Source organism: Janthinobacterium sp. EB271-G4-7A, from assembly GCF_020858075.1.
In the GTDB taxonomy this organism is placed as follows: domain Bacteria; phylum Pseudomonadota; class Gammaproteobacteria; order Burkholderiales; family Burkholderiaceae_D; genus Janthinobacterium; species Janthinobacterium lividum.
Genome location: NZ_JACYMI010000008.1, coordinates 87,140 through 101,337 on the forward strand (window position 1 = coordinate 87,140; position 14,198 = coordinate 101,337).

Annotated in this window: 12 protein-coding genes; 7 read left to right on the forward strand and 5 right to left on the reverse strand. The window is 61.6% G+C overall.

Translation table 11 applies throughout. From position 1 onward, the window contains the following. Window positions 1–178 precede the first annotated feature (178 nt). Complete coding sequence (hemE, locus tag IGS58_RS28455) at window positions 179–1,264, forward strand: uroporphyrinogen decarboxylase (RefSeq protein WP_034780918.1); 1,086 nt, start codon at window positions 179–181, stop codon at window positions 1,262–1,264. Window positions 1,265–1,835: 571 nt separating this feature from the next. Here hemE and IGS58_RS29115 read toward each other — a convergent pair. Continuing rightward, complete coding sequence (locus tag IGS58_RS29115) at window positions 1,836–1,970, reverse strand: hypothetical protein (protein ID WP_256607843.1); 135 nt, start codon at window positions 1,968–1,970, stop codon at window positions 1,836–1,838. 135 nt (window positions 1,971–2,105) lie between these two features. Between IGS58_RS29115 and IGS58_RS28460 the strand changes: the two genes are divergently transcribed. Continuing rightward, window positions 2,106–4,163, forward strand: a complete 2,058-nt coding sequence (locus tag IGS58_RS28460) for a primosomal protein N' (protein WP_230523269.1) — start codon at window positions 2,106–2,108, stop codon at window positions 4,161–4,163. A gap of 13 nt (window positions 4,164–4,176) precedes the next feature. Here the strand turns inward: IGS58_RS28460 and IGS58_RS28465 are convergent, their stop codons facing one another. Then, window positions 4,177–5,067 (reverse strand): ArgP/LysG family DNA-binding transcriptional regulator, encoded by an 891-nt coding sequence (locus tag IGS58_RS28465; protein ID WP_034780913.1) that lies wholly within the window; start codon window positions 5,065–5,067, stop codon window positions 4,177–4,179. 128 nt (window positions 5,068–5,195) lie between these two features. On the opposite strand from IGS58_RS28465, the gene IGS58_RS28470 reads away from it, so the two are divergent. Both IGS58_RS28470 and IGS58_RS28475 read left to right on the forward strand, forming a co-directional pair. Further along, window positions 5,196–6,644, forward strand: a complete 1,449-nt coding sequence (locus tag IGS58_RS28470) for a dihydrolipoyl dehydrogenase (protein WP_230523270.1) — start codon at window positions 5,196–5,198, stop codon at window positions 6,642–6,644. Window positions 6,645–6,810: 166 nt separating this feature from the next. Next, entirely contained in the window at window positions 6,811–7,932 is a 1,122-nt protein-coding gene (locus IGS58_RS28475) for an HD-GYP domain-containing protein (RefSeq protein ID WP_230523271.1), read from the forward strand. A 9-nt stretch (window positions 7,933–7,941) separates the two neighbouring features. Here the strand turns inward: IGS58_RS28475 and IGS58_RS28480 are convergent, their stop codons facing one another. Continuing rightward, window positions 7,942–8,427: an SRPBCC family protein gene (locus IGS58_RS28480; protein ID WP_230523272.1), complete on the reverse strand. Its 486-nt coding sequence runs from the start codon at window positions 8,425–8,427 to the stop codon at window positions 7,942–7,944. Between the two features lie 209 nt (window positions 8,428–8,636). On the opposite strand from IGS58_RS28480, the gene IGS58_RS28485 reads away from it, so the two are divergent. Then, a complete protein-coding gene (locus IGS58_RS28485) occupies window positions 8,637–10,697 on the forward strand; it encodes a UvrD-helicase domain-containing protein (RefSeq protein WP_051991465.1) in 2,061 nt (686 codons plus the stop codon). Window positions 10,698–10,704: 7 nt separating this feature from the next. On the opposite strand, the gene IGS58_RS28490 is transcribed toward IGS58_RS28485, so the two are convergent. After that, window positions 10,705–11,061, reverse strand: coding sequence for an addiction module antidote protein (locus IGS58_RS28490; protein WP_052140027.1), 357 nt, complete (start codon window positions 11,059–11,061; stop codon window positions 10,705–10,707). Continuing rightward, on the reverse strand, window positions 11,058–11,444 hold the full coding sequence (locus tag IGS58_RS28495) for a type II toxin-antitoxin system RelE/ParE family toxin (RefSeq protein ID WP_230523273.1): 387 nt from the start codon (window positions 11,442–11,444) through the stop codon (window positions 11,058–11,060). Before IGS58_RS28495 ends, IGS58_RS28490 begins: the two co-directional genes overlap by 4 nt. 160 nt (window positions 11,445–11,604) lie before the next feature. Here IGS58_RS28495 and IGS58_RS28500 point away from each other — a divergent pair, with 160 nt between their 5' ends. Together IGS58_RS28500 and IGS58_RS28505 are read left to right on the forward strand one after the other, a co-directional pair. Continuing rightward, window positions 11,605–11,823 (forward strand): SlyX family protein, encoded by a 219-nt coding sequence (locus IGS58_RS28500; RefSeq protein WP_034753936.1) that lies wholly within the window; start codon window positions 11,605–11,607, stop codon window positions 11,821–11,823. A gap of 154 nt (window positions 11,824–11,977) precedes the next feature. After that, on the forward strand, window positions 11,978–14,149 hold the full coding sequence (locus IGS58_RS28505; RefSeq protein WP_230523274.1) for a M3 family metallopeptidase: 2,172 nt from the start codon (window positions 11,978–11,980) through the stop codon (window positions 14,147–14,149). The last annotated feature ends 49 nt before the right edge of the window (window positions 14,150–14,198 follow it).

Sequence of the window (14,198 nt, forward strand, 5' to 3'; positions counted from 1 at the left end):
ATCAAGGGCCGCCAGGCAGGGTCAGGGCGCGCGGCGGCGTGCATCATCATAATGGAAGGGCAGGCACAACGAAAGTCATCGCTGTGCGTGGCAAATGCTGCAAAGCGGCACTGGAATCAATGAAATGGCGGCGATTGGATGCGATAATACCGCTTCTCCAAGCTATTGATTGCCTTCCATGCCACAATTTGCTCCGCTCCAGAATGATACTTTCCTGCGCGCCTTGCTGCGCCAGCCGACCGAGCATACCCCTGTCTGGCTGATGCGCCAGGCGGGCCGCTATTTGCCCGAATACCGCGCCACGCGCGAGCGGGCCGGCTCCTTCCTGGGCCTGGCAAAGAATCCCGATTACGCGACGGAAGTCACCTTGCAGCCCCTGGAGCGTTTCCCGCTAGACGCGGCGATTTTGTTTTCCGACATCCTGACGGTGCCCGACGCGATGGGTCTGGGCCTGTATTTCGCCGATGGCGAAGGCCCGAAGTTCGAGCGCCCGCTGCGCACGGAACAGGATGTGAAGGCCTTGCAAGTGCCGGACCTGGCATCGCTCGACTACGTCTTCAAGGCCGTCACGCAGATCCGCACGGAACTCAACGGCCGCGTGCCGCTGATCGGTTTTTCCGGCAGCCCGTGGACCCTGGCCTGCTACATGGTGGAAGGCGGCGGCTCGAAAGAGTTCCACACCATCAAGAAGATGCTGTACAACCGTCCGGACCTGATGCACCACATCCTGGCGATTAACGCCACCTCCGTGGCGCAGTACCTGAACGCGCAAATTGATGCCGGCGCGCAAGCCGTGATGATTTTCGACTCCTGGGGCGGTGCGCTGGCTGACGGCGCCTACCAGGAATTCTCGCTGGCCTACATGCAGCAAGTGGTAGCGCAGCTGAAACGCGACAAGGATGGCGTCAAGATTCCCGCCATCGTGTTTACCAAGGGCGGTGGCCAATGGATCGAGCAGATCGCCGATATCGGCGCCGATGCCGTGGGCCTGGACTGGACCGTCAACCTGACGCGCGCGCGCCAGCTGGTCGGCCATAAAGTGGGCTTGCAGGGCAATCTCGACCCGGCCATCCTGTTCGCCAGCCCCGAGCAGATCCGCGCCGAAGTGGCGAAAGTGCTCAACGCCTTCGGCGCCCCATCGGCCGGCACGGGCCATGTATTCAACCTGGGCCATGGCATTTCCCAGTTCACGCCACCGGAATCCGTGGAAGCGATGGTGGAAGCCGTGCACAGCATGAGCCGCGCCATGCGCAGCGGCCAGTAATTTCGGCGCCTCCCCTCGCGCAGGGACAGAAAAGGCAGGCTTTCCAGCGGAAGCCTGCCTTTTTCTTTGCTGCGCCCTAGCAAGAAATACCGACTTATGCACAATTTTTTTTGCTGCGGAAATAAGAGGCAGTGGAAAAGCCATGCCCGGGGATGCTTTGCAAGTGCTTGATTATTAAGAAATAAAAAATGCCTTGTTCGGCGGACTTTGTTGCTATTGATAAGGTTATTCTTTCGTTCGCAGGCCTTATTCCTTCATTGTCCACAAAGTTATCAACAGATTCTGTGGATAAAATTGAAAAGTAATTTGTTAACCGATACTTAGCGTCGATGTTCAGGTTTCACGTGAAGTGTATGTTGCAGCGCATGATAATTGAACAATGTTTCGCCGCCCGGCAGGCAAAAACGAACGCTTGCCCGGCAATTGTCAACTTTGCCGCAGGCCGCCCCTGTTTTTCCCGATCGGGTGCCTCAAAGTGGTGCTGATTTCTGTATAAATAAATTACAAATGGTTCAGTTATGCACAGCGGCGGAAATGTCCTGTGGATTTGTAGCCTCCCGGGCATCAATTTTTAAGCCATTGATTTTAAATGGTTAATTTTTCTTGCGTGCCGCTCTTGACGGCGATCGAAATTTTCTGTCCACATTTTTCTGAAAGTTAATTTTGCTTTGTCCACAAAGTTATCCACAGAATTTTCTTCAGGCATGATGACATGCTGTCCTGTCCGCCGTTAGGCGTTTGATAGGTGAAACAAGTATCATGACCCGCTGGCTTGATGCCGGACATCCCGCGCGCTATTTCCCCTGCGGCGCGCTTTTTTATTGAGATAGGCCCTACTTCCATGTCGCAGTGCATTTTGACGTCGTGCATCCTGAAAATCGCGCTCGACACGCCCTTGAACGCCCTGTTCGACTACCGCTGGAACGCGGCGGTGGATGCCGGTGCGGACGCTGTCGTTGTACTGCCGCAAGTGGGGCAGCTGGCGCTGGTACCGTTCGGCCGGCGCGAAGTGATGGGGCTGATCGTCGGCGTGTCCGACAGCACCGACGTGCCCGCCGCGAAACTGAAGGACGTGCTGGCCGTGCGCCACCAGCTGGCGCCCCTGTCGGAACAGTGGCTGGCGCTGGCCGCCTTTGCCGCCGATTACTACCAGCGTCCGCTCGGTGAAGTGGCGCTGCCGGGTTTACCGAAGAATTTGCGCGTGCTGACCACCGTGGCGCTCGACCGCGCCATCAAGAAGCTGGGCAAGCTGGCCGACGCGCATGACGGCACGCCGTTGAACATGCCGGCGCTCAACCCGGCGCAGCAGGAAGCGGCGGACGCCATCGGCGGCGCCCAGGGTTTCAAGCCAACCCTGCTGTACGGCGTGACGGGTAGCGGCAAGACGGAAGTGTATCTGCAAGCCTGTGCCCAGGTGCTGGCGCGCGAGGACGATGCGCAAATCCTGATTTTGGTGCCGGAAATTAACCTCACGCCCCAGCTGGAAGGCAATATCCGCGCGCGCTTTCCCGGCGTCATGCTGGCCACCCTGCACAGCAGCCTGTCCGAAGGCGAGCGCATGCTGCATTGGCTGGCCGCGCACCAGGGCCAGGCGCGCATCGTGCTCGGCACGCGATTGGCCATTCTGGCGTCCTTGCCGAAACTCAAACTGATCGTCATCGACGAGGAACACGACCCGTCGTACAAGCAACAGGAAGGCTTGCGCTATTCGGCGCGCGACCTGGCCGTGTGGCGCGCCTGGCAATTGCAGATCCCCATCGTGCTCGGTTCGGCCACGCCGTCGCTGGAAAGCTGGCACCATGCACAGACGGGGCGCTACCGCAAGCTGGAATTGCGCGAACGGGCCGTCAAGAATGCGGTGTTGCCGCGCGTCAAGATTTTGGACATGGAGCGCGACAAGCCGAAAGACGGCCTGACTTCGCATCTGGTAGCCGCCTTGAAACTGCGCATGGAGCGCGGGGAACAGTCGCTGCTGTTCTTGAACCGGCGCGGCTATTCGCCCGTGATCTGCTGCGAATCGTGCGGCTGGATCAGCAATTGCACGCGCTGCACCTCGTTCATGGTGCTGCACAAGCCCGAGCACCGCTTGCGCTGCCACCATTGCAGCCTGGAATTGCGCATTCCCCGCCATTGCCCCACCTGCGGCAACGTCGATCTGCAGCCGCTGGGACGCGGCACGCAGCGGGTGGAAGAGGGCTTGCAGCAATTGTTTCCCGAGGCACGGATCTTGCGCATCGACGCCGATTCCACGCGCAAGAAGGGCAGCGCGCAGGAAGCGTTCGACACCGTGCACCGGGGCGAAGTGGATATCCTGATCGGCACGCAGATGGTGGCCAAGGGCCACGATTTCAAAAAACTGACCCTGGTCGGTATCTTGAACCCGGACACGGCCCTGTTTTCGCAGGATTACCGGGCCAGCGAACGCCTGTTCGCCCAGCTGATGCAGGTGGCGGGCCGGGCCGGGCGCGCCGCGCAGACGGAAGGGGGCAGCGTGTCCGAGGTGCTGATCCAGACGCGCTATGCGCGCCATCCCCTGTACGACGCCGTCGTCAACCACGATTACGACCACTTCGCCACGACCTTGCTGGAAGAGCGGGCTCAGGCGGCGCTGCCGCCGTATCTGTTCCAGGCCCTGCTGCGCGCCGAGGCGCCCGAACTGGCTACGGCCATCGAGTTCCTGCAGGCGGCGAAAGAGTGCATGGAACACCCGCAGGTGACCATCAATGACCCGATTCCCATGAGCATGACGCGCGTCTACAACGTGGACCGTGCCCAGCTGCTGCTGGAATCCCCCTCGCGGCCCGCGCTGCAGGCGTTTTTAAAAGAATGGCTGGCGGAATTGCGCGCCATGAAGACGCGCGTGAAATGGTCGCTGGAAGTGGACCCGCTGGATATTTAATTAATTCACTGAGTTAGTTCAGATAGTCGCGCGCCGACTTGACGATCTGCTCGGACAGCAGCTTGGTAAACGGCGTGTCCAGGGTCCACGCATGCCAGCTCAGCGGCACGTCCAGGGTGCTGCCCGGCATCAGATCCACGAGACGGTCTGTTGCCAGCGCCTGCGCGGCCAGGCGCTGCGGCATCAAGCCGTAGGCGAGGCCATCCTGGACGCAGCCGCGGCGCGTCGCTTCCACGGGTAAGGTGTGGTGCGGAAACGGTTCACGCATGCTCAATTGTTCTGCAAGGAAACGCGCCAGCAAGCCGTGCTGGCCCACCACGGCGGGCGCCAGTTGCACCGCCTCGGCAATAAAACCATCGCCGAACCAGTGGCCTGCAAATACGGGTGTTGCCACACAGACATAGCGCAAGGTGCCCAGCGGCGTGACGCTGGTGGCCGCCGCCGCATCGATCGCTGTGCCGGACTCGGCTGCCACGCAGCCGAACACGGAGCCGTCGCGCACCATCTGCAAGGCGCTGTCGCTGTCGGCCAGGCGCACGTCGAGCTGGCAGCGCGGTGGCGCCAGCAGGGCGGACAAGGTGTCGGGAAACCACGTGGCCAGGCTGTCGGCATCGATGGCGATGGCGATTTCCGGCATGCTGACGCTGTTGCCCAGGTCGATGTCGAGCGACGCTTCCATCAGCTTGACGTTGCGGTGATGCACGATCAGGCGCTGGCCCAGTCCCGTCGGCACGGCTGGCTGGCCACGGATGATCAGCAGGCGCCCGCTGGCGTCTTCCAGCGCCTTGATGCGCTGCGAGACGGCCGACTGGGTGATGCCCAGCGCCAGGGCGGCCTTGTCGAAACTGCCATGGCTGGCAACGGCGTCCAGCACGGCCAGCGCGCGATAATCGAGTGATCCCATTAGCTCAGCTTATAAATTTTGAAAATGATTAGTTATACTAATGCATATATTGCTGCAAAGTAAAACCTTATTTTTGGCAAACGGGTAGTATCGAACGCTGTGAGCAACCTCAGTGGATGGATAGCACCATGAAGACGATACGAGTGGATGTGGCCGTGATCGGCAGCGGCACGGCCGGCATGACGGCGCACAAGGCGGCGCGCATGCAGGGCAAGCGCGTGCTGATGATCGAAAGCGGACCGTACGGCACGACTTGCGCGAGGGTGGGCTGCATGCCCAGCAAACTCCTGATCGCGGCGGCCGAGGCGGCCCATGCCGTTGCTGCCGCGCCGGCTTTTGGCGTGCACCCGGGCCCCGTGCGCATCGATGGCCGGCAAGTGATGGCCAGGGTGCGCAGCGAGCGCGACCGTTTTGTCGGCTTCGTGCTCGACGGCGTCAACGCCATCCCTGACGAAGAAAAACTGCGCGGCCATGCGCGTTTTATTTCCCCCGGCACATTGCAGGTGGATGAGCATACGCTTGTCGAGGCCACCAGCGTGGTGATCGCCACCGGTTCCACGCCCATCGTGCCGCCCGAGTGGCAGGCGGTGGGAGACAGGGTCATCACCAGCGACGCCGTGTTCGAGTGGACGGATTTGCCAGGCTCCGTGGCCGTGGTCGGCAGCGGCGTCATCGGCCTGGAATTGGGCCAGGCGCTGGCGCGGCTGGGCGTGCGCGTGACCTTGTTTGCGCGTGGCAATAAAGTCGCGCAGCTGACGGACCCGCTGGTGCTGCGGGAGGCGGATGCCGTGCTGGCGCGCGAACTCGATATCCGATTCATGACCAAGGTCGCGCACATGGCAAAAGCGCCGGACGGCAGCGGCATCCTGCTCACCAGCAGCGATGCCGCCGGCGTGGAAAAAACCGAGCAGTTCGAGTATGTGCTGGCCGCCATCGGCCGGGCGCCGAACGTGGACAAGATCGGCCTGGAAACGGCGCAAATCGAACTCGACCGCCACGGCATTCCCCTGCATGACCCGCATACCATGCAGTGTGGCAAGAGCGCCATCTTCATTGCCGGGGATGCCGACAACGCACTGCCGCTGCTGCCCGAAGCGGCCGACGAGGGCCGCATCGCGGGCGACAACGCGGCGCGCTTTCCTGACGTCAAACCAGGCTTGCGCCGCACGCCGTTGACGATTGCCTTCACGGAGCCGCAGATCGCCACCCTGGGCGCGACGTATCAGCAATTGTGCGTGAGCCATGCAGGCCGCTTCGCCGTCGGTGCCGTGTCGTTCGGCAACCAGGGCCGCAGTCGCGTGATGCTGCAAAACCAGGGCTTGCTGCGCGTGTATGCGGAATTTGGCAGCAAGCGCTTTCTTGGCGCCGAGCTGATCGGCCCAAGGGCGGAACACCTGGGCCATCTGCTGGCCTGGGCATGCCAGGCGCAGCTGACGGTGCCAGCCATGCTCGACATGCCGTTTTACCACCCCGTCATCGAGGAAGGCGTGCGCACGGCCTTGCGCGAGCTGGCGCTGCACCTGGAAAAAGACCCGGAACATGCGCCCGGCTGCGCCGATTGCACACCTGGGCCCTGAATGCAACTTTATGATTTATATAATTTTGTAGACAAGCTCACATGATTGCGCGATCATCGCTGCCACATTGAAATATTGATTAAAAGCAAAAAACATTTCAATTGGCACATGCCACCCATGCCGCAATGGTAAAAAGGGTAGCGGCTAGCGATGACACGGAGACGATGTGAAAATTCGGCGCATTTACGCGGGAGAACTCGCCCTGGGCGTGGCCCTGCCCTGGGACGTGCACGGCGAGACGGGCAGCCTGCTGGCCAGGCTGGGCCATGTCATCAGCAGCGAGAACCAGATCGCATTGCTGCTGGCGCATGGCGTCATCGCCGATACCAGTGCGGACGTGCCGCGCACGGCCACGGAAGCGCCGTCGGCCCTGCGCATGCTGAACCTTGTCACGGCAGGGCTGGCCCTCGTCCTGCCGGCCATTGCCGCCGGGCAGGCGGGCAGCCACCTATCCCTCGCGCCGCTGGCGCAGCTGGTGGAAGAGGCTGTTGCGCTGGATGCGGACGTGGCGCTGGCTTGCATCCTGCACAACCAAGGCGCGGGCGACTTTGCCGTGCGCCACAGCGTCGACACGGCCGTCATCACGGCCCTGCTGGCGCGCGCTCTGAAACTCGATGATGGCGTGCTCCGCAGCGTGGTGCTGGCCGCGCTGAGCATGAATGTGGGCATGCTGGAACGCCATGCGGATTTCCAGCACAAGGCGGGACCGCTGGACGCGCAGGAGCGGGCCTATTTGCGGGCTCATCCGCAAGCCGGTGTCGACCTGCTGCGCGCGGCGGGCGTCACGGACGCCGTCTGGCTGCAGGCCGTGCTGCAGCACCATGAAAACATCGATGGCAGCGGCTATCCGCTGGGCACGCAAGGCGAGGCGATCGGCATCGGCGCGCGCCTGATCATGCTGGCCGACCGCTATTGCGCGCGCGTTTCGAAGCGCAGCTACCGCCAGCCCTTGCTGCCGAACGTGGCCCTGCGCGAAATGCTGATGGCCGACAAGGCCACGCTGGATGCGCCGCTGGCGTCCCTGCTGGTGCGCGAGCTGGGCATCTACCCGGTCGGCACCTTCGTCAAATTGCTCAATGGGGAAATCGGCGTCGTCACGCGCAAGGGCTTGAATGCCGCCACGCCGCACGTGCAGTCGCTGATCGGCCCCCGCGGCGCGCGCCTGGACGTGCCGCTGCGGCGCGATACGCGCGTGGACTTGCACGCCATCCGCGAAGTGCTCAGTGCGGAGCAGGCGGGTTTGCAGTTTCGCCCTGATCAGCTGTGGGGCCGCAGCGCGCGAATGTAGCCCAGGCGCTTAGTTCAGCAAGCCCGCATCGAGCCGTCCTTCGACTGCCAGTTCGCGCATGATGCGCACGGTGTCGATGTCGGACTCCTTGTAGGCGGAACGGCGGAAGTCGTCGTACAGGGCGTTGGCCGCATCGGTGGCCGCGTCGTGGCCATCGTCGTACTGGAAGCGCACCCACATGCTCGCTTCGTCGGGCATTTCGATGGTCATCACCAGCGAGGACGCGCTGATATCCTTTTGCGCCGGCACTTCGTAGCGCACCTGCAATTGCGGCACCAGCACCACCCTGTCGTTGATGACCAGCTCGCCATAGCGCAGGCTGCGCGCGAAGCCGGCATCGCTGCGCTCGCTGATGTGGCATTCATCGAGGTGCGGCACGAACAGTTTCGGCGACTCGGCGCGCAAGACCAGGCCGCGCCAGACTTGCTCCAGGGTCAAGGTGTCGATCAGCGGGTTCAAAGGATCGTTGATTTCAATCAAGTGTTCAAATTTCATGGGACTGCCATTCGGTAAGTGGGCGCACACGGGCGATATAGGCGGAATGGTACTCCAGGCGTGGCCGTGCCGCACGCATTGCATGGGTCAAGATGGCGTCAGATGGCGATATATCAATGCCATTGCCTGTTTTTCAGGCATGGCCCGCCATGCAAATAGCCTGCGCGACGCTGTTACAATGGGCTGCTGTTCCCTGCGGAAATACCCTGATGTCCAAAGCACCACAGTTCGGTCTGAATGCGCCCCAAAGCGAAGCGGTTACCTACCTCGACGGCCCTTGCCTGGTGCTGGCGGGCGCCGGCTCGGGCAAGACGCGCGTGATCACGCAAAAGATCGCCCATCTGATCGAAGACCGGGGCTATGACCCGCGCACCATCGCCGCTTTGACCTTCACCAACAAGGCGGCGCTGGAAATGCAGGAGCGCATCGCCAAGCTGTTGAAACAGCCGCGCCAGGCCAAGCAACTGACGGTGTCGACCTTCCACTCGCTGGGCGTGAAAATCCTGCGCCAGGAAGCCAATGGCGTGGGGCTGAAGGACCGCTTTTCCATCATGGACAGCGACGACTGTTTTTCGCTGGTGCAAGACCTCGCCATTACCACCGATAAACAGGTCATTCGCGGCATCCAGAACGCCATGTCCTTGTGGAAAAATGGCCTGATCGACCCGGACATGGCGCTGGCACAAGCCAAGGATGAGGACGAGGCGAACGCGGCGCGCATCTACCGCAGCTATGTGGCAACGCTCTCCGCCTACCAGGCCGTCGATTTCGACGACCTGATCCGCTTGCCGGTGGAACTGTTCCGCAACAACGGTCCCGTGCGCGACAAGTGGCAGCGCCGTTTGCGCTATCTGCTCGTCGATGAATACCAGGATACGAACACGTGCCAGTACGAACTGGTGAAACTGATGGTGACGGGCATCGGCAAGAAGCCGATGTTTACGGCCGTGGGCGACGACGACCAGGCGATCTACGCGTGGCGCGGCGCCACCGTGGAAAACCTGAAGACCCTGGAGACGGATTTCCCCGATTTGCGGGTCATCAAGCTGGAGCAGAATTACCGCTCCACCATGCGCGTGCTCAATGCAGCCAATGCCGTCATCGGCAACAATCCTAAACTGTTTGAAAAGTCGCTGTGGTCCGAACACGGCCTGGGCGAGCCGATCAAGGTGCTGGGCATGCAGACGGACGAGCAGGAGGCGGAACAGGTCGCCATCATGATCTCGGCCGACCATTTCGAGCGCAAGAACAAATTTTCCGATTACGCCATTTTGTACCGGGGCAACCACCAGGCGCGCATCATCGAGCAGTGTTTGCGCAAGGAACGCATCCCGTACACGATCTCGGGCGGCCAGAGCTTCTTCGACAAGGCCGAGATCAAGGACATCATCAGCTATCTGCGCCTGCTGGCCAACGAGGACGACGATCCGGCTTTCATCCGCGCCGTGACGACGCCGCGCCGTGGCGTGGGGCAATCGACCCTGGAGGTGCTGGGCGCGTTCTCGGGGCAGTGGCAGTGCTCGCTGTTCCAGGCCGTCTTCAAGGGCGGCATCGAGGCCAAGCTGACGGACCGCCAGCTGGGTCCGCTGCGCGACTTCTGCAACTTCATCAACGACCTCGAATCGCGCGCCAGCCGTCCGGGTGCGGCCGGCAGCGGCGACAACGCGGCCGAAGTGCTGGATGACATGATGAAGGAAATCCACTACGAATCGTATCTGTACGATGCCTTCGAGGAACGCCAAGCGCAAAGCAAGTGGCAGAACGTGCTGGAATTCGTCAACTGGCTCAAGGAACGGGGCCGGGGCGGCAAGGACCGCGATGGCGAAGAAAAGAACGTGCTGGAATTGACGCAGATGGTGGCCTTGATGACCATGCTCGAGGGCAAGGACGAGGAGCAGGACGCCGTGCGCATGTCGACCCTGCACGCGTCGAAAGGTCTCGAGTTTCCGCACGTGTTTCTGGTCGGCGTGGAAGAGGGGATCTTGCCGCACAAGGGCGACCCTGACGCGCCGGCCGAAACCATCGCCGCGCGCATCCAGGAAGAGCGGCGTTTGATGTATGTGGGCATTACGCGGGCCCAGCGCACCTTGCACATTACGTGGTGCAAGAAGCGCAAGCGGGCTGGCGAGCAAGTCCATTGCGACCCGTCGCGCTTCATCAAGGAAATGGAACTCGACGTGGGCGACGCCGTGCCGACGGAAGCGGAAGTGATTTCGCCCAAGGAGCGTTTGGCGCGCATGAAGGCGCTGTTGGCCGCGCCGAAAGGGTAAGCGGCGCTCAGGCTTCCACTGCGCCGTCTGGCGTGGTTTTTGGCACGATGGCCAGCTGCATGCCCAGCGCATCGAGCATCTTTAAAATGGTTTCGAAGCGCGGCTTGCTGCCTTCGCGCAAGGCTTTATACGCGCCTTCGCGCGTGATGTCGGCCCTGGCCGCCACCTTGCCCATGCCGTAGGCACGCACCACGTCGTTCATGGCGGACTGGAACAGTTCGGCATTGCCGGTGGCGACGATTTCGCTCATGTAGGCGGCCACGGCGGCCTTGCTGGTCAGGTGTTGTGTCGGGTCAAATTTGCTCAGTCCCAATGCTTCCAGGTCGTCGAGGTCGAAGGTGTCGTGGTCGATGTCGTGGTTCATTTCTTTCGTGCTCCTGTGGAGGGGCTTGCCGCCGCTTTTTTGAGGGCCGCCTGCCGGGCTTTCAGCTCCCGGAGGATCGCTTGCGCCTGCTTTATGTCACGCTGCTGGCTGGATTTGTTGCCGCCCAACAGCAGCAAGATCAGGGTGCCCCGGTTCGTTTCATGAAAATACACGCGCCAGCCTGGCCCCGTCTGTAAAAAGCGCAGCTCGCACACGCCTTCACCCACTGGCCGCCAGTCGCCCTTTTTGCCGTGCTGCAAGTGCTTGATGCGCGCGTCGATGGCGGCGGCCGCAACATCGTGCAGCGAGTCTTCCCAGCGCCGGTATTCGGCCGTCTTGCGCGTGTCGATCAGCGGTGGTTCGGGTGGCGTGGATGCAGTCATTGTAATCGTTTGTTCTCATTCGTCAAGCGATTTGAGGGGGCCAAACGAAAGAATAGGCAGCAATGGCCGTCTGACCGATGGCGAATGGACGAGGTTTGTCCTGGCTCACGCTACTGCGGCGGTAGAATGCCGCTTTCAGTCAGAAATGAGTAGAAGCACCATGGACAATGCAGAACAGATGGAAGTACGTTTCGTCGATATTGAAATCAAGCTGGCGCAGCAGGAAGACCTGGTCGAGTCGCTGAACCAGATGGTGTACCAGCAGGGCAAGCGCATCGACCAGCTCGAGGCGATGCTGCACAAGCTGGGTGAACATGTGCGCGACGGGGCGCAGCAGGCAAATGGCGGGCTGGTCAACGAACGTCCGCCGCATTACTAAATCGGCATCGTGAAGCAGGACGCATGAAAACCATTCATTACCCGCCGACCCGTTAAGGTCAGTCGTTGCGGGTGACGCAAGTGTGTCAGGCTGTTATTATTTCAAGCTGGCCCGCGACACAATCGCGGCTCTCTTGTGCTCCTAGAAAGTAGACATGACCCGTCCAACAATGCTCGTCATCGCCGCCAGCCTGATGCTGGCGCCAGCCGCTGCCGCTTTTGCCGCCACCGCCACCACAGCACCTGCCACTGCCACTGCCGCTACCGCGGCGGCAACGCTGCCCGCTTCGAACCCGTTTGCGCAGGCCAGCAGCCTGCCATTCAACTATCCGCCGTTCGACAAGGTGCAGGACGCCGACTACGCGCCCGCCTTTACGGCAGGCATGGCCGCCAACCTGGCGGAAATCAACGCGATTGCGAATAACAAGAAGCCAGCTACCTTCGACAACACCATCGTGGCCATGGAACGCTCGGGCCAGTTGCTGAGCCGCGTGCGCACCGTGTTTTCCGTGATGTCCGGTTCGAATACGAATGAGACGATCCAGGGCCTGGAGCGCGAACTGGCGCCGAAAATGGCGGCCCATAGCGACGCGATCATGCTCAACGACAAATTGTTCAAGCGCATCGACACCCTGTACGCCAAGCGCGACAAGCTGGGCCTGGATGCGGAATCGAAACGCCTGCTGGAACGCTACCACACCGATTTTGTACGCGCCGGCGCCAAGCTGTCGGCGGCGGACAAGGAAAAGCTGCGCGCCTATAACGGCCAGCTGGCTGCCCTGTCGACCAAGTTCGCGCAGAACGTGCTGAAGGAATTGAACGCCTCGGCCGTCGTCGTCGATACGCGCGAAGAACTCGACGGCCTGTCGCCGGCCGCCATCGAGGTGGCTGCCGGCCTGGCCAAGAAGCGCGGCCTGGATGGCAAGTATGTGATCGCTCTCGTCAATACGACGGGCCAGGCGCCGCTGTCGCTGCTGACCAACCGCGCCTTGCGCGAACGCATCATGGCCGCTTCGCAAGCGCGCGGCAGCCGTGGCGGCGAGTTCGACAATACCCAGGAAGTGCTGGAACTGGCAAAACTGCGCGCCGAACGTGCCGCGCTGATGGGCTATCCGAACTACGCAGCGTATTCGCTGGAAGACCAGACGGCGCACGACACGACCGCCGTGAACGCGCTGCTGGGCGAGCTGGCAAAACCGGCCGTCGTCAATGCGCGCCGTGAAGCGGACGATATCCAGAAGGTCATCGATGCAGGCAAAGGCGGCTTCAAGGTGGGCGCCGCCGACTGGGCCTTCTACAGCGACAAGGTGCGTGCCGAACGCTACAACTTCGACGAGACTCAGTTGAAACCGTACTTTGAAATGCACAGTGTGCTGACCAAGGGCGTGTTCTTTGCTGCTGGCAAATTGTATGGCTTGACCTTTAAGCAGCGCACCGACTTGCCTGTCTACACGTCCGACATGCTGGTGTACGATGTCTTCAATGAAGACGGCACGCAGCTGGCCATCTTTACGCTCGACCCTTACGCGCGCAGCAACAAGCGCGGCGGCGCCTGGGCGAATGCCTACGTGGGCCAGTCGACCTTGCTGAACCGCAAGCCCGTCATCGCGAATAACCTCAACATTCCAAAGCCGGAAGCGGGCCAGCCGACCCTGATGACGTTTGACGAAGTCAACACCATGTTCCACGAATTCGGCCATGCGCTGCACGGCATGTTTTCGAACGTGAAATACCCGCGCTTTGCCGGCACCAGCGTGCCGCGCGACTTCGTCGAATACCCGTCGCAAGTCAATGAAATGTGGGCGCTGTGGCCGGAAGTGCTGCAAAACTATGCCAAGCACTATCAGACGGGCGCGGCTATCCCTGCCGAACTGCTGGCGAAAGTGACGGCGGCCGACAATTTCAACCAGGGCTATAAAACCACGGAATACCTGGCATCGGCCCTGCTGGACCAGCGCTGGCACCAGCTGACCCCGGCACAGATCCCGACCGACGTGCTGGCGTTTGAAAAAGCCGCCTTGACGGATGCCGGCGTCGATTTCGCCCCGGCGCCGCCGCGCTACCGCACCACGTATTTCTCGCACGCGTTCGCGGGCGGCTATTCGGCCGGCTACTACGCGTATCTGTGGTCGGAAAAGCTCGATGCCGACACGGTCGAGTGGTTCAAGGAGAACGGCGGCCTGACGCGCAAGAACGGCGACTGGTTCCGCAGCAAATTGCTTTCGCGCGGCGGCAGCGCCGATGCGCTCGACATCTACCGCAACTTCCGCGGCCGCGATGCGAAGATCGAGCCGCTGCTGGAACGCCGTGGCTTGAACGGCAAGTAAGTGGTGTAATGCCGGCGTCAACGCCGGGTCAATGAAAATGGCTGCCAAG

Coding starts and splice junctions, on each gene's coding strand:
- hemE (WP_034780918.1), top strand. CDS start 179: ATGCCACAATTTGCTCCGCTCCAGAATGATACTTTCCTGCGCGCCTTG.
- IGS58_RS29115 (WP_256607843.1), bottom strand. CDS start 1,970: ATGCCTGAAGAAAATTCTGTGGATAACTTTGTGGACAAAGCAAAATTA.
- IGS58_RS28460 (WP_230523269.1), top strand. CDS start 2,106: ATGTCGCAGTGCATTTTGACGTCGTGCATCCTGAAAATCGCGCTCGAC.
- IGS58_RS28465 (WP_034780913.1), bottom strand. CDS start 5,067: ATGGGATCACTCGATTATCGCGCGCTGGCCGTGCTGGACGCCGTTGCC.
- IGS58_RS28470 (WP_230523270.1), top strand. CDS start 5,196: ATGAAGACGATACGAGTGGATGTGGCCGTGATCGGCAGCGGCACGGCC.
- IGS58_RS28480 (WP_230523272.1), bottom strand. CDS start 8,427: ATGAAATTTGAACACTTGATTGAAATCAACGATCCTTTGAACCCGCTG.
- IGS58_RS28485 (WP_051991465.1), top strand. CDS start 8,637: ATGTCCAAAGCACCACAGTTCGGTCTGAATGCGCCCCAAAGCGAAGCG.
- IGS58_RS28490 (WP_052140027.1), bottom strand. CDS start 11,061: ATGAACCACGACATCGACCACGACACCTTCGACCTCGACGACCTGGAA.
- IGS58_RS28495 (WP_230523273.1), bottom strand. CDS start 11,444: ATGACTGCATCCACGCCACCCGAACCACCGCTGATCGACACGCGCAAG.
- IGS58_RS28500 (WP_034753936.1), top strand. CDS start 11,605: ATGGACAATGCAGAACAGATGGAAGTACGTTTCGTCGATATTGAAATC.
- IGS58_RS28505 (WP_230523274.1), top strand. CDS start 11,978: ATGACCCGTCCAACAATGCTCGTCATCGCCGCCAGCCTGATGCTGGCG.